General features: G+C 71.9%; 13 protein-coding genes and 1 tRNA gene. 3 read left to right on the forward strand and 11 right to left on the reverse strand.

The window, feature by feature from the left end; translation table 11 throughout:
• Positions 1 to 44 precede the first annotated feature (44 nt).
• The 7 genes from ACIRPP_RS08125 to ACIRPP_RS08155 form a co-directional block, all read right to left on the reverse strand.
• Positions 45 to 530 (reverse strand): hypothetical protein, encoded by a 486-nt coding sequence (locus tag ACIRPP_RS08125; protein ID WP_403638976.1) that lies wholly within the window; start codon positions 528 to 530, stop codon positions 45 to 47.
• A gap of 77 nt (positions 531 to 607) precedes the next feature.
• Entirely contained in the window at positions 608 to 1,204 is a 597-nt protein-coding gene (pth, locus tag ACIRPP_RS08130; RefSeq protein ID WP_403638978.1) for an aminoacyl-tRNA hydrolase, read from the reverse strand.
• Positions 1,205 to 1,304: 100 nt separating this feature from the next.
• On the reverse strand, positions 1,305 to 1,889 hold the full coding sequence (locus ACIRPP_RS08135; RefSeq protein ID WP_403638980.1) for a 50S ribosomal protein L25/general stress protein Ctc: 585 nt from the start codon (positions 1,887 to 1,889) through the stop codon (positions 1,305 to 1,307).
• Between the two features lie 220 nt (positions 1,890 to 2,109).
• Complete coding sequence (locus tag ACIRPP_RS08140; RefSeq protein WP_403638982.1) at positions 2,110 to 3,090, reverse strand: ribose-phosphate diphosphokinase; 981 nt, start codon at positions 3,088 to 3,090, stop codon at positions 2,110 to 2,112.
• Between the two features lie 133 nt (positions 3,091 to 3,223).
• Complete coding sequence (gene glmU, locus ACIRPP_RS08145; RefSeq protein WP_403638984.1) at positions 3,224 to 4,672, reverse strand: bifunctional UDP-N-acetylglucosamine diphosphorylase/glucosamine-1-phosphate N-acetyltransferase GlmU; 1,449 nt, start codon at positions 4,670 to 4,672, stop codon at positions 3,224 to 3,226.
• A gap of 110 nt (positions 4,673 to 4,782) precedes the next feature.
• Positions 4,783 to 4,855 (reverse strand) — tRNA-Gln (locus ACIRPP_RS08150).
• A gap of 8 nt (positions 4,856 to 4,863) precedes the next feature.
• A complete protein-coding gene (locus ACIRPP_RS08155; protein ID WP_403638985.1) occupies positions 4,864 to 5,736 on the reverse strand; it encodes a hypothetical protein in 873 nt (290 codons plus the stop codon).
• Positions 5,737 to 5,902: 166 nt separating this feature from the next.
• Here ACIRPP_RS08155 and ACIRPP_RS08160 point away from each other — a divergent pair, with 166 nt between their 5' ends.
• A complete protein-coding gene (locus ACIRPP_RS08160) occupies positions 5,903 to 7,213 on the forward strand; it encodes a sensor histidine kinase (protein WP_403638987.1) in 1,311 nt (436 codons plus the stop codon).
• Positions 7,214 to 7,237: 24 nt separating this feature from the next.
• Here ACIRPP_RS08160 and ACIRPP_RS08165 read toward each other — a convergent pair whose 3' ends face one another.
• Together ACIRPP_RS08165 and ACIRPP_RS08170 are read right to left on the reverse strand one after the other, a co-directional pair.
• Positions 7,238 to 7,771, reverse strand: coding sequence for an SUKH-3 domain-containing protein (locus tag ACIRPP_RS08165; protein ID WP_403638989.1), 534 nt, complete (start codon positions 7,769 to 7,771; stop codon positions 7,238 to 7,240).
• Positions 7,772 to 7,858: 87 nt separating this feature from the next.
• Positions 7,859 to 8,389: a YwqJ-related putative deaminase gene (locus tag ACIRPP_RS08170; protein WP_403638991.1), complete on the reverse strand. Its 531-nt coding sequence runs from the start codon at positions 8,387 to 8,389 to the stop codon at positions 7,859 to 7,861.
• A gap of 354 nt (positions 8,390 to 8,743) precedes the next feature.
• Between ACIRPP_RS08170 and ACIRPP_RS08175 the strand changes: the two genes are divergently transcribed.
• The gene (locus ACIRPP_RS08175) at positions 8,744 to 9,739 is read left to right on the forward strand and encodes an SMI1/KNR4 family protein (RefSeq protein ID WP_164334615.1); all 996 of its coding nucleotides are present in this window, start codon (positions 8,744 to 8,746) and stop codon (positions 9,737 to 9,739) included.
• Between the two features lie 2 nt (positions 9,740 to 9,741).
• Positions 9,742 to 12,462 (forward strand): SUKH-4 family immunity protein, encoded by a 2,721-nt coding sequence (locus ACIRPP_RS08180; protein WP_403638993.1) that lies wholly within the window; start codon positions 9,742 to 9,744, stop codon positions 12,460 to 12,462.
• An 80-nt stretch (positions 12,463 to 12,542) separates the two neighbouring features.
• Here the strand turns inward: ACIRPP_RS08180 and ACIRPP_RS08185 are convergent, their stop codons facing one another.
• Complete coding sequence (locus ACIRPP_RS08185; protein ID WP_403638995.1) at positions 12,543 to 14,156, reverse strand: cation acetate symporter; 1,614 nt, start codon at positions 14,154 to 14,156, stop codon at positions 12,543 to 12,545.
• Positions 14,153 to 14,668: a DUF485 domain-containing protein gene (locus ACIRPP_RS08190; protein WP_403638997.1), complete on the reverse strand. Its 516-nt coding sequence runs from the start codon at positions 14,666 to 14,668 to the stop codon at positions 14,153 to 14,155. The genes ACIRPP_RS08185 and ACIRPP_RS08190 overlap by 4 nt, the downstream gene beginning before the upstream one ends.
• Positions 14,669 to 14,898 lie beyond the last annotated feature (230 nt).

The raw sequence follows: 14,898 nt of genomic DNA on the forward strand, positions 1-14,898 counted from the left end.
GTGTTCACTTCGTCAGCGGGACGCGCCGCCCGGTCCCGGGGTGCTCACACCGCCAGGAAGGCCGCCGTCAGCAGCCCCGCGCCCGACAACCCCATCACCCACGCGAGCCGCGTGCGCAGCAGACCGCCCGCCACCACCACCGACGCCAGCAGCAGCGCACCCGCGAACGGCACCCACGCGTACAGCACCCCCGCCGGACCCGAACGCACCGCCCGGTCACCGCCCGGCTTCAGCACCACCGTGTAGGTGTGACCCACCTCCAGGGCCACCGAGTCCTCCAGGACCACCTCCGGGCGCGGCTGCGACCCCGGCGACAGCGGCGCGTACGGACCCGCACAGGACCCGTCGCCGCACTCCGTCACCTCGACCGTGCCGCGCTCGCGCCCCTTCGTCAGCATCACGTGCTGCGCCGTGCCCCACGACGCCCACACACCCGCGATCAGGATCAGCGCCGTGACCGTGCCCATCGCGGCGAACCGGCACAGCCGCAGCACGGAGGAACCCCGTCCGGACACGACCGCAGAACGCATGGCCGAGATCCTTGGCCATCGTTGTACGAGGCGTCAACTCAGGTGGGGGACAACACGGCACAAGGCCGCACAGCACGTCACGAGTTGTACGAACTCTGCGCCCGCCCCAGCCCGTCGATCACCAGACACTCCACCGCGTCCGCCGCACGGTCCACGAAGTAGTCCAGCTCCTTGCGCTCCGCCGACGAGAAGTCCCGCAGCACGAAATCCGCCACCGGCATCCGCCCCGGCGGCCGCCCGATCCCGAACCGCACCCGGTGGTACTCCCGCCCGAACGCCTTCGTCATCGACTTCAGCCCGTTGTGGCCGTTGTCCCCGCCACCCAGCTTCAGCCGCAGCACCCCGTAGTCGATGTCCAGCTCGTCGTGCACCGCCACCACCCGCTCCGGCGGCACCTTGTAGAACTCCCGCAGGGCATTGACCGGACCCCCCGACAGATTCATGTACGACATCGGCTTCACCAGCACCACCCGCCGGCTGCCCGGCCCCGGCGGCCCGATCCGGCCCTCCACCACCTGCGCCTGCGCCTTGCCGGCCCGCTTGAACCGGCCCCCCACCCGCCCGGCCAGCAGATCCGCCACCATGAACCCCACGTTGTGCCGGTTCATCGCGTACTCGGGGCCCGGATTCCCCAGCCCCACGACCAGCCAGGGAGCCGCCGCATCCGTCGTCACGTCCCAGTCTCCTCACTCCGGTCCTCGTCCACCGCACACGACGGCCGCCGCCCCCGCACCGGGAGCAGCGGCCGCACGTGAACGAAGACTACGAGAACGATCAGGCCTCGTCGGCCTCGTCCTCGTCACCCGGGAGCTCCTCGGCCTGCGGCGAGAGCACCTGCAGGACCGTGGCGTCCTCCTCGGTGACCAGCACGGAGCCCTTCGGCAGGTCCAGGTCCTTGGCGAGGATCGCCGCACCGGCGTCCAGACCCTGCACCGACACCGTCAGGGTGTCCGGGATGTTCGTCGCCTCGATCTCCACCGAGACCGACGACAGGACGTGCTCCAGCAGGTTGCCACCCGGGGCCAGCTCGCCCTCGGCGACCACGGGGATCTCGACGGTGACACGCTCGCCGCGCTTCACCATCAGCAGGTCCACGTGCTCCAGGAAGCCCTTCAGCGGGTCACGCTGCACGGCCTTCGGAATCGCCAGCTGGCTGCCCTTGCCGTCCACGACCAGCTCGATCAGGACGTTCGGCGTACGCAGCGCCAGCAGCAGCTCGTGACCCGGAAGGGACACGTGCAGCGGGTCCAGACCGTGCTCGTAGACGACGCCGGGAACCTTGTTCTCACGGCGGATGCGGCGCGCGGCGCCCTTGCCGAACTCGTTACGGGTCTCGGCGTGCAGAACGACGTCAGCCATGCTCATCACTCCTCGAAGTCAGAAAACGGACGTGGTCACCCGGCCACGAACGGCCTGCTACGAAGAGCGCGTCGATAACGGACCACCGCCACCGCTCCTCACGAAGCGGCACGGCCTCCCTCGCCGAGCAACTCGGGCAGTCTACTCGGACAGGGAGGCCGCACCCAAAACGATCACCCGGGTCCGCCCGGAACCCCGGCCGGACCCGACTGCAGAACCCTTACTGCTCGTCGAACAGGCTGGTCACCGAACCGTCCCGGAAGACCTCACGCACCGCACTCGCGATCGTCGGCGCGATCGACAGCACCGTCAGCTTGTCCAGGTCCTTGCTCAGCTCCACCGGCGTCGGCAGCGTGTCCGTGAACACGAACTCGCTCACCCGCGAATTCTTCAGCCGGTCCGCCGCCGGCCCCGACAGCACACCGTGCGTCGCCGTCACGATGACGTCCTCCGCGCCGTGCGCGAACAACGCGTCCGCCGCCGCACAGATCGTGCCGCCCGTGTCGATCATGTCGTCCACCAGCACACACACCCGGCCGCGCACCTCGCCGACCACCTCGTGCACCGTGACCTGATTCGCCACGTCCTTGTCCCGCCGCTTGTGCACGATCGCCAGCGGCGCACCCAGCCGGTCGCACCACCGGTCCGCCACCCGCACCCGGCCCGCGTCCGGCGACACCACCGTCAGCTTCTCCCGGTCCACCTTCGCGCCCACGTAGTCCGCCAGCAGCGGCAACGCGAACAGGTGGTCCACCGGACCGTCGAAGAAGCCCTGGATCTGATCCGTGTGCAGATCCACCGTCAGCACCCGCGTCGCCCCCGCCGTCTTCATCAGATCGGCGATCAGACGCGCCGAGATCGGCTCACGCCCCCGGTGCTTCTTGTCCTGCCGCGCATAACCGTAGAACGGCACGATCACCGTGATCGACCGAGCCGACGCACGCTTCAACGCGTCGATCATGATCAACTGCTCCATGATCCACTTGTTGATCGGCGCCGTGTGGCTCTGGATCAGGAAGCAGTCGGCACCCCGCGCCGACTCCTGATACCGCACATAGATCTCGCCATTCGCGAAATCGAAGGCCCTCGTCGGGACAACCCCGACACCCAACTCCTGGGCGACCTCCTCGGCAAGCTCGGGGTGGGCGCGGCCGGAGAAGAACATCAACTTCTTCTCGCCGGTCGTCTTGATCCCGGTCACAGCACTTTCTCCTCAGAGGTGTCGCAGCTCGGTCACCACCGGCCCCCGGCCCCCTCGAACGAGGCCATCACGGCAGGTGGGGTGCGGATGTGCAGTTATCACGGTACGCCTGTTTCCGGCCCCGCCCATCCGGTCAGCCCTCCCCGGACGCCTCCCGGGCAGCAGCCTCCGCCGCCTTCGCGGCAGCACTCCCCGGACGCTTGCGCGCCACCCAGCCCTCGATATTCCGCTGCTGACCACGGGCCACGGCCAGCGAACCCGGCGGCACGTCCTTCGTGATCACCGACCCCGCAGCCGTATACGCACCGTCCCCCACCGTGACAGGCGCCACAAACATGTTGTCCGAACCCGTCTTGCAGTGCGAGCCCACCGTCGTGTGGTGCTTGTGCTCCCCGTCATAATTCACGAACACGCTCGCCGCACCGATGTTCGAAAACTCGCCGATCGTCGCATCCCCCACATACGACAGATGCGGAACCTTCGTCCCCTCACCGATCGACGCGTTCTTCGTCTCCACATACGTGCCGATCTTGCCCTTACGGCCCAGCCGCGTCCCCGGCCGCAAATACGCGAACGGCCCCACCGACGCCTCCGGTCCCACCTCCGCATCCACCGACACGGTGTTGTCCACACGCGCACCCGCACCCACCCGGGTATCCGTCAAACGCGTGTTCGGACCCACCTCACAGCCCTCCGCCAAATGCGTCGACCCGTGCAACTGCGTCCCCGGATGCACCACCACGTCCTGCTCGAACGTCACGGACACATCCACCCAAGTCGACGCCGGATCCACCACCGTCACCCCCGACAGCATCGCCGCCGTCAGCAAACGGTCGTTCAGAATCCGCCGCGCCTCCGCCAACTGCACCCGATTGTTGATCCCCGCGATCTCCCTGTGATCACCCGCCACCGACGCACCCACCCGATGACCCGCCGCACGCAGAATCCCCAGGACATCCGTCAGGTACTCCTCACCCTGACTGTTGTCCGTCCGCACCTGCTTCAACGCCTGCGCCAGCAACGCACCGTCGAACGCGAACACACCCGAATTGATCTCACGGACCGCCCGCTGCTCCTCCGACGCGTCCTTGTGCTCCACGATCGCCGTCACCGCACCCGACGCCTCGTCCCGCACGATCCGCCCGTAACCCGTCGCGTCCGGCACCTCGGCCGTCAGCACCGTCACCGCGTTCCCGTCCGCCGCATGCGTCTCCGCCAGCTCCCGCAACGTCGCACCCGTCAGCAGCGGAGTGTCCCCGCACACCACGATCACCGTCCCGTCGACGGCACCGCCCAGCTCCTCCAGGCCCATCCGCACGGCATGCCCCGTACCGTTCTGCTCCGCCTGCACCGCGGTGCGCACACCCGGGGCGACCTCCGCCAGATGCGCGGTCACCTTCTCGCGGGCGTGCCCCACGACGACGACCAGATGCTCCGGCTCCAGCTCACCGGACGCGGCGAGCACATGACCCACCAGGGAACGGCCACAGATGTCGTGCAGGACCTTCGGAGTGGCCGACTTCATACGGGTGCCCTCACCCGCTGCGAGAACGACGACGGCTGCCGGGCGATTGGCGCTCACGGGATGCCCTTCGGCTGTTGGGTGGGGTTGGACATCCGCAGGATAGCGGGGGGTTTCCGGGGGGCATGAGTGCGGGCCCTGACGGAGAGGTCAGGGCCCGGACGGAGCAGCTCCGCCAGCTGGATTCGAACCAGCACTACAGAGCTTCAAAGGCTCGCGGGCTACCAGTTACCCCATGGCGGATGGCTGCGTCAGACCTTACCCGAGGGAGACCGCCCCGTGATCCCGGAGAGCATCCCCGCCCACCAGCCTTCGATGCGCCGGTACAGGTCGGCGCCCTGTGAGACGCGAATGACCAGGCATCCGTGATAGGTCTCGCCCACATTCTTGCGGACGGTCTTCGGATTGTGCTTCTTGATCGTGGTCTTCTGGAAGCAGGAGGCGTCCACTCCGACGAGGTCGGCCCAGTACCGCTTGGCGCCTTCCACGTCCGCCGTCATGTGAATCATGACGCGATAGCGGACTCGTTCGGGCTCGACGCCCAGCAGGAGCAGCCAGGCGAGGTAGAGCTTGATCACTCCGGGGTCGCTGTTCACGAAGAGGACGTTCTCCCGCCGGTCGTACGGCTTGTCCTTGGCTCCTTCAGCCCAGTAGAGGGAGACGCCGGCGATGAAGAGATCGCGGTCCGACATGGCCCCGATCTCCTGGGCGGCGACCTCCTTCGTCCGTCGGCGCTGCTCGTCGCGGACCGCCAGCTCGTGCTCCCAGCGCTTCCGGGCCGCGAGTCGGGCCTGCTCGGTCGGATCGCGCCGCTCCGGCTTCGGCAGATCCCGCACCCACAGCGAGATCGACCCTTTCGAGCAGCCGAGCTCCACCTGGATGCGGTCGTACGTCCAGCCCTGGAGGCGGAGCTCGCGGGCCCGTGCGCGGAGGTCGTCCTTCGCGTTCGGGCGTTTGGTCCATTCCGGGGCGGGCTCTCCCTGGAGGAGGCGATTGAGGATGTCGTTGTTGTCGACGTGGAGGCGGTCGCGGATCTGGCGCCGGCTGAGCCCGGCTCGCCGCAGCGCCACCGCCCGTTCGCGCAGGTTCTCGAAGTCGGCGTACTTGCCGTGCGTGTGTGTCACATCCGTACCGTCCGGCCGGAATGGGGGCCTCCGGGGTCGAACGGTGAGCGGTTCAGCAGTTCGAGGGAATTCGGGCGTACCGCATGCGATCGGTCACCCTCTGTGGTGTGGACCAGGAGCGGAAACTCGCCGGAAAAGCGGGGGCGGGCGCCCGTAGGCTGGAGTCATGACCGCGACGGGGGAAGAGCATGTGACGGCCCGGGGTGGGCCGTGGTGGTGGACGAGGCGGCGCAGCGCGGCGCTGGATGTGGGCCTCGCGGTGGTGTCTGCGCTGGAGTGCGGGCTGGAGGGGGTGCCGTTCGCGCGGGAGACGGGCATCCCGGTGGTGGTGGGGGTGTTGTTCGGCCTGCTGGCGGGGTCGGTGCTGGTGGTGCGCCGCAGGTGGCCGATCGTGGTCGTGCTGGTGGCGGTGGCGGTGACGCCGGCCCAGATGGGGTTCGTGCTGGCGGTGGTGGGTCTGTACACGCTGGCGGCGTCGGAGCTGCCGCGGCGGGTGATCGGGTTGCTGGCGGGGATGTCGCTGGTGGGGACGCTCATCGTGACGTTCGTGATGGTGCGGCAGGACATGGCGCGCGGGGATCTGGGGGTGGGTGGCTGGTTCCTGCCGTTCGCGTCGATCACGACGGCGTTGGGGGTGACGGCGCCGCCGGTGTTGCTGGGTCTGTATGTGGGGGCGCGGCGGCGGTTGATGGAGAGTCTGCGGGAGCGGGCGGACAGTCTGGAGCGGGAGCTGCAGTTGCTGGCGGAGCGTGCGGAGGAGCGCGCGGAGTGGGCCAGGAACGAGGAGCGGACGCGGATCGCGCGGGAGATGCACGACGTGGTGGCGCATCGGGTGAGTCTGATGGTGGTGCATGCGGCGGCGTTGCAGGCGGTGGCGCGGAAGGATCCGGAGAAGGCGGTGAGGAACGCGGCGCTGGTGGGGGACATGGGGCGGCAGGCGCTGACGGAGTTGCGGGAGATGCTGGGCGTGTTGCGGTCCGGTCGGGCGGGGGAGCCGGAGTCGGTGCCGTTGGTGGCGGTGGGGGCTGCCGCGGCTGCGGCGGCGTCGCGTGCGGCGGAGGTGGAGGAGGAGTCGGCCGAGGGTCAGGGGCCGTGTCTGTCGGAGATCGACGAGTTGGTGGGGCAGTCGGCTGCGGCGGGGATGGTGGTGGATCTGTCGGTGGTGGGGGAGAGCCGGTCGTATGCGCCGCAGGTGGAGTCGACGGCGTATCGGGTGGTGCAGGAGGCGTTGACGAACGTGCACAAGCATGCGGCGGGTGCGAAGACGTATGTGCGGGTGGCGCACCGGGTGTCGGAGATCGCGATGCAGGTGGAGAACGAGCCTCCGCCGGAGGCGGCGTCGTCGGCGCGGTTGCCGTCCGGGGGGAATGGTCTGGTGGGGATGCGGGAGCGGGTGTCGGCGTTGGGCGGGGTGTTCGTGTCGGGGCCGACGGATGCGGGGGGTTTCCGGGTGTCGGCGGTGATTCCGGCGTCGTAGGCGCCTGCTGTGGCGCTGTTGGCGTCAGCCGGTGGTGAGGCGGGTGGGCGGGGTGCCGGTGAGGAGTGCGGTGAGGGCGTGGTCGATGCCGGGGCCGAGGTACCAGTCGCCGGTGTGGTCGAGGGTGTAGACGCGGCCTTCGGTGTCGATGGCGAGGAGGGCGTCGGTGTCGGTTTCGGCGCCGAGGGGGGTGAGCCGGGTGTCGAGGGCGCGGCCGAGGTCGCCGAGGGTGCGGGTGAGGTGGAGGCCGTGGAGGGGGTCGAGGTGGAGGGTGGCGGGGGCGATCTGCCGGCCGGGTGCGGTGGGGTGGATGTGCAGTCCGCCGAATTCGGCCCAGGCTTCGACGGCGGCGGGGAAGACGTGGTGGCGGTGGCCGGCGGGTGAGGCGTGGTCGCGCAGGGTGTCGGCCCAGATTTCTGCTTGTTTGATGTCCCAGCGTCCGGTCTGCCAGCCGGCGGTGCGCAGGGCGGCGTCGACCGGGGTGGGGAAGCGGGGTGCGGGTGCCCCTGGCTCGGTGGGGGTCGTGGGCCGGGGGGCGGGGGCGCGGTCGGTGTGCATCTGCCGTTCGTTCGTCGGGGACGGGGGATCGGGGCCGGTGGGTGGGGTGTCCGGGTGTCCGGGTGGTGGGGCGGGCGGTCCGGTGGGTCAGTCGCGGGTGGTGCCGGGGTCGACTATGCGGACGCCGAAGTGGGCGCTGAGGGCGGTGCAGGCGCGGCAGGGGGTGGCGAAGGCGCCGTGGAGGGGGTCGCCGTCCTCGCGGATGCGGCGGGTGGTGAGTTTGGCGTGTTTGAGGGCTTTGCGTGCTTCGCCGTTGGTCATGGGTTTGCGTGCGGCGCGTTTGCTGCGGGCGGCGTCGGCGGTGGTGAGGTGGCGGGAGATGAGGATGGTCTCGGCGCAGCGGCCGGTGAAGCGGTCGCGTTGGGCGCTGGTGAGGGTGTCGAGGAAGTCCTGGACGAGGGGGTGCAGGGCGGGGGGTGTGTCGGCGCGGGCGGGGGTGCCGGTGAGGGTGGTGCCGCGGACGGAGAGGGCGGCGGCGACGGTGGGCAGGATGCCGTCGCGGCGGTGGTGGAGGAGGGGTGCGGGGCTGGTGTCGGTGGCGCTCCAGCCGATGCGGGGGTCGCCGGTTCGGGGGTCGCCGGTGTGACCGGTCGGTGTCCCCGTTTGCGCCATGTTCATGATCGTCTTCCCCTCCCGAGCATCCCCCCGGTGGTCACAGAGTGCCAAACGGCGTGGCTGAAGCGGAAGCTGGGGCGGGGCGACACGCCCGGGTTTGGGCGGGCTGTCACGGGAGGGTGACGGTTGGTCACGGAAGCGGAGGGGCCGGTGCCCGGTGCCCGGTGACCGGTGTCGTCGTACCGCATAGGCTGTCGGCACCGCGATTCCCGCGGTGTTCCGCGCGGTTTCCGTGGGGGCGCCGGTGGGGCCGCGGGACGGTAAGCAGTCGAAACAGACGTGAGAGTCGAATACGTTCCGTAGTGGTCCACACGTGGTCGGTGCGGGTCGTACAGAGTGCCGCAGGGGGCAACCGCCATGACGACAGGTCGGCTCGGGCAGCAAGCCGCGCCGCCGAACGCGGCCTATGCCGGGCAGGTCGTGCACTTCCCGGATCCGGTGCGGGCGGCCCGTCACCCGAGAGGGGTACGAGTGGACGAGCGTGGTTACCCCGATTTCTCGCCGTACGCGCGCGCGGCGGCGCAGATCGCGGATCCGCCGGAGGGCTTCGGTGTCGACGAGCTGCGGCTGACGGACTACGTGTCGGCGAACGCGGCGCTGGCGGCGAGCGGTCATCCGCTGTGGGACACGGTGCCGGCGGTGGCGACGCCGCACGGCTGGACGTGGCACCACGTGGTGGGGTCGCGGCGGCTGGAGCTGGTGCCGGTCGAGGTGAAGGCGCTGCTGCGGCATCACGGTGGTGTGGCGACGGCGAACGTGGACCAGGCCAAGCGGGGCACGCGTCCGCTGCAGGAGACGCGTCCGGCGCATTTCGGTCTGCCGAAGTCGGGTGTGGCGGTGACGGAGGCGCAGGTGCTGGGGGTCGAGGAGGACCTCGGGTACCGGCTGCCGGGCGCGTACCGGTCGTTCCTGAAGGCGGCGGGCGGGTGTGCCCCGGTGGGTACGGCGCTGGACGCCGAGCTGGGGCTGCTGGTGGACCAGCCGTTCTTCACGGTGCGGGACGAGGCGGCGGTCAATGATCTCGTCTACGTCAACAAGTGTCTGCGGGATCACCTGACCAAGGACTATCTGGGCGTCGCGTTCGTCCAGGGTGGTCTGCTGGCGGTGAAGGTGCGGGGCGACCGGGTGGGTTCGGTGTGGTTCTGCGCGTACGACGACGTGCGGGACGTGGACCCGTCGGTGCCGCCGGCCGAGCGGGTGGAGCGGCTGCTGCTGCCGTGCGGGGACGATTTCGACGCGTTCCTGTCGCGGCTGGCGGGGTCGCCGCCGGAGCTGGAGACGGTGGCGAATCTGATGGTGGACGGCGGCTTCGCGGAGGTCGTCCCGGTTTCTTCCCCGGGGAGTGAGCGATAGCGATGGTGACGTTCGCGCAGGCGCAGGAGCGCGCCGAGGAGTGGATCAACGGCGATGTGCCGTCGTACCAGCACCGTGAGGTGCGGGTGCGGGAGTTCGGCCTGGGGTTCGTGGTGTGGGCGGAGGACCGTGCGGACGGTCCCCGTTCGGACGGCGGGACGCAGCGGCTGGTGATCGCCCGGGACAGTGGTGAGGCGACGCTGTGGCCGGGGCTGCCGGTGGGTGAGGTGATCCGCCGGTTCGAGGAGGAGTACGGCCGTGCGGAGCAGGAGCCGGAGGCGGCGCCCGCGCCGGCGGCCCGGGTGGACCTGAACCAGACGTCGTTCCTGCTGAGTCCGCCGGAGTGGTTGCAGGAGGCGGCGGACCGGATGGGCATCCCGGACCGGCGCGGGGATGCGGCGGCCGGTACGGCCGCGAGCGACGGCGACGACGGCACCGGTGACGGTACGGGCGGCGGCAGCGGCGGCGGTGCCGGGTCGGCGCCCGCGGTGCCGTCGCCGACCCGGGCGACGCAGGTGCCGGCCGCCGATTCCGCGCCGGCCGCATCGAGCACGCCTGCCCCTTCCCCGTCTCCTGCCCCTTCCCCGGCTCCCGCGGCCGGGAGCGGGACCGCCTGGCCGGCCGCCGGGGGCGTTGACGAGCCGGCGGACGCGGTGCCCGGCGGGTCGGCGGAGGCGACGCCGTGGGCCGGTACGGACACCACGGCGGACGGTGAGGACCGTTCCGTTCCGCTGCCCGACACGGTGTTCGCGCCGTCGCTGAGCGAGCCCGGCGAGGACCCGCCGCCGCCGTCGGCGACGGCGGACGCCAAGACGGCGCTCATGTCCGGCGGCAGCCGGCTGCCGGCCACGGCCGTGGCGCCGGCCCTGCCGGAGCCCGGGGCGGCCCCGATGCCTCCGGCCGCGGACGCGTCGCGGGGCGCTACGCCCCCGCCGCCCACGCAGGCCGGTCCGTCGCCGTACGACAGCGGGCCGGGCGCGGGGCCGGGTGCGGGCCCGCAGCGGCCGCTCGCGCCGAACGCGGGCGACATCGCCGACGCCGCGACCAGCAAGGCGACCCCGCCGCCGCGCCGCAGCACCGGTCCGACGACTCCGCCTCCGCCGGGTGCGCCGGGCACGCCGGGCGCGCGGTCCGGCGGCACCCCGCCGCCCCCGGGCACCCCGGGTGCGTCCGGGACGTCCGGTGCGGGGACGGGGGGTGCCGGTTCCGGTGGGGCCGACGCCTATGTGCCGACGCAGCTGGGCTCGGCGCTGCGGCTCGACGCGTCCGGTGCCCCGGACGCGTCGCAGGGCGGCACGCCGCCGCCCCCGGCTCCGCCGAACGCGCCCGGTACGCCGCCGGGCGGGGTGCACCACGCGGCGACGATGCTCGCCGGCCCGGGAGCCCAGCAGCCGGGCGGCCCGCCCACGCCCGGTGCGCCCGGCGCGCCCGGCGCACCTGCCGGCCCCGCAGCCCCCGGCGCTCCCGGAGTGCCTGGTGCACCCGGAACTCCCGGGTCCACCGGTGGTGGGTCCGGGCCCGTCCACCACGCCGAGACGGTGCTGGCCGCGCCCCCCGTCTCGGGCCCCGGCACGCCGCCTCCCCCGCCGCCGCCCGCGCCGGCTCCGGGCCTGCCCGGTACGCCGCCGCAGGGAATGCCCGGGATGCCCGGCGCCGGCCACCGCATGCCGCCGGGGGCGGTGCCGCCGCCGGGCGGTCCGGTGCCCGGGCCGCCGCCGGCCTACGGCTATCCGCCGCAGCCCACGGGGCAGCCGACGGTCGGCCCCGGCTACCAGGCGGTGCTCCGCTACCGCGCGCAGGACGGTTCCGAGCAGCAGCTGATCCGGCGTTCGGCGCCGGGCACGCCGCACCCGGAGTGGCAGATGTTCCACGAGCTGCGGGGCATGAACGTGCCCCCGGACCAGGTGCTGGAGCTGCACACCGAGCTGGAGTCGTGCGAGCTGCCGGGCGCGTACTGCGCGCGGATGATCCGGGAGCAGTGGCCGCAGGCGCGGATCACCAGCATCGCCCCGTACGGCACGGATCATGCGAGCCGGCAGCAGGGCATGCAGCAACTGCTGGCGCACCAGGGCGAGTTGCACCAGGTGGCGGACGGTCCGGCGCGCCCGGCCCCGGTGCGGGCGCCGATTCCTCCGGTTGCTCCGGTGCCTCCGGTGCCGCCGGAGGCGGTCGCGCAGGAGCTGGCGGCGGCGTTCGGCCCGGGCGTGTTCCGGTTCGAGCAGGCGGCGGTGTCCCGGCAGGGCGTGCCGCCGGTCGTGGCGCACACCCTGGTGGTGGCCGGTCTGCCGCTGGACATGGGCCCGTTCTTCTGGGCGCAGGCGCAGCCGGGCCGTCCGGTGCCGACGCTGGCGGAGCTGGCGGCGGAGCGGGGGGTGCAGCCGGCGCCGGACGCGGGGTCGTACCTGGTCATGGGCAGCGACTTCGGCAAGGCGCTCTGTGTGCAGTACGGCACGGCGAACATCGTCGCGGTGCCGGTGGAGGCGGGTCCGGGCGGGACGTCCGTGCCGCCGCAGTTCGTGAACACCGGGTTGTTGGAGTTCGCGCGCTGCCTCGCGCTGCTGGGGCGGATGTGGCGGCTGCGGTTCGGGCTGAACCAGGAGCAGGCGGGCCGCTGGACGGTCGACTTCCAGGCGCAGTTGGCCGCGCTGGATCCGGCGGCGCTGGGTTCGCCGGAGAGCTGGTGGTCGGTGCTGCTGGAGCAGATGTGGGACGGGCTGCTGTGAGGCGCCGTCCCTGAGGTGCGACGGGCCGGGCCCGGTCGGAGTGTTCCGACCGGGCCCGGCCCTGTTTCTGCCGGCGGGGGTCAGTCCTTGCGGCGGGCGGCGCCGGCGAGGATCCAGCCCTCGACCGCCTCGTACTGGCGGCGGTGTTCCTCGGACCGGGCGCGGCCGGAGGCGAGGGTGCCGAGCCAGCCGCAGGCGAAGCCGATGGGGACGGTGAGGATGCCGGGGGTGGTGAGCGGCAGCCAGGCGAAGTCGGCCTCGGGGAAGGCGGACACGGGGGATCCGGAGACGAGGTTGGTGCCCGGCATGAGCAGCAGGACGGCGAGGGTGCCGCCGATGAGGGTGGCGAGCAGGCCGGTGCGGGTGTAGCGGCGCCAGAAGAGGCTGTAGACGAGGGCGGGGGCGATGGCGGAGGCGCCGAGGCAGAACGCCAGGGTGATCAGCGGGTGGAGGCTGCGGTGCTGCACCTGCGTGGCGATGAGGATGGCCGGGGCGCCGACGGCGAGGGCGGAGAGGCGGGCCAGGGTCATCTCGCGGCGGGGGGACATCTCCTGCACGCGGGAGGCGAAGACGTCGTGGGCGAGGGAGTTGGCGCAGGCGAGGATCATGCCGGCGACGGAGGCGAGCAGGGTGAGGAAGATGGCGGTGGTGACCGTGGTGAAGAGAAAGGTTTCGGCGGTGGACACCTCCGCGCCGAACGCGGCCTGCGAGCCGAGCAGGTAGGCGGTGTTGCCCTGCGGGTCGATCCCGGCGATCGTCTCCCGTCCGATCATGGCGGTGGCGCCGAAGCCGACCACGGTGAGGACGAGGACGAACAGGGCGACGGTGGAGACCGCCCAGGTCATGGAGCGGCGCACCTGACGGGCGCTGGAGGCGGTGTACATGCGCATGGTGACGTGGGGGAGGCAGGCGCCGCCGAGGACGACCGTCAGGTGTGAGCTGATCATGTCCAGGCGGGGGTGGGCGCTGCCGGTGAACTGCAGGCCGGAGGAGAGGAAGGCGTCGCCCACGCCGCTGCGTTCGGCGGCGGCGCCGAACAGGGCTCCGGGGCTCCAGTCGAAGCGGTTGAGGATCAGCGCGGCGACGACGAGGCCGGAGCCGAGCAGGATCACCATCTTCAGGAACTGGATGAGGGCGGTGCCCTTCATGCCGCCGATGGCCGCGTAGCTGATCATCAGGGCGCCCACGCCGATGATGCAGCCGGTCTGCAGGGACTCGCCGGAGAAGCCGAGGATGAAGGCCAGCAGCTGCCCGGTGCCGGCGAGCTGGACCACCATCAGGGGCAGCAGCGCGGCGAGGGTGACCGCGCAGGCGGTGATGCGTATGCCGCGGCCGGGCATGCGCCGGGTCAGTGCGTCGCCCATCGTGAACCGGCCCGCGTTGCGCAGCGGTTCGGCCAGCAGGAACATCAGCAGCATCAGGGACAGGGCGGTGCTCAGGGCGAGGACCGTGCCGTCGTAGCCGAAGAGGGCGATGATGCCGCTGGTGCCGAGCACGGTCGCGGCGGAGATGTAGTCGCCGGCGATGGCCAGCCCGTTGCGCAGCGGGGAGAGGGAGCCGTAGCCGGTGTAGAACTCGTCGAGGTCGTCGCGGTCGGGGCCGGTCATCACGCACAGCAGCAGGGTGACGGTGGCGACGGCGGAGAAGCCGACGAGGGACATGGCCTGGGCGTTTCCGCTGAATTCGGTGTTCATCGCGTCTCCCCCCGGCGGGCGTCGAGTTCGGCCTGCTTGCGGATGAGGTCGGCCAGGGGGTCGACGCGCCGCCGTGCGGTGCGCTCGTACAGGACGATGGCCAGCCAGGTGACCGGGACCTGGATGAGGGCGAGCAGCAGTCCGGCCGGGAGGCCGTCGGTGACCGTGGACGTCATGAACGAGGGGGCGAACGCGGACAGGACGAGGAAGAGGACGAAGTAGCCGAGCGCGGTGAGGGTCGCCACCCGCCGCTGCCACCGGTAGGCGGTGCGCAGGATCCGCAGGTCGCTGTGGTGGCCGAGGGCCGTCCGTTCCCGGGCGCGCCGCGGCGGCTCCGGCGGGGCCGGCGGCGGCTGCCACGGGTAGGTGGCGTAGGAGGGGGAGGAGGGCGGCGGCGGGGGCGGGGCGAAGGGGTCGTGAGCGGGGCGGGCGGGGACGCCCTGGTGGGGGGAGGACTGCGGGGACCGCGGTGGGGGCGGGTCCCAGTGGGACGTGTACGGATCGAAGGACATCCCGTACTCCTTGCGGGCTCGGGTCCGTGCGGGGACGGCAGGGAGGTGGGGGGTGGGATCGAGCCACGCGCACGTTACCCCCGCGTACGGGGCCGCGCTGCGTTTTGGCCGAACTGTTCGGTCGGTGAGTCCGGACCGTGCTGACCAGGGGTGTTACCCGCGTTAACTCAGACTTTTCGGTGGGTGAGGGGCCGGTGGCGGACGGTGCGGATGCCGTGGGACGCGGCCGG

It is taken from the genome of Streptomyces sp. NPDC101219, from assembly GCF_044767675.1.
GTDB lineage: Bacteria > Actinomycetota > Actinomycetes > Streptomycetales > Streptomycetaceae > Streptomyces.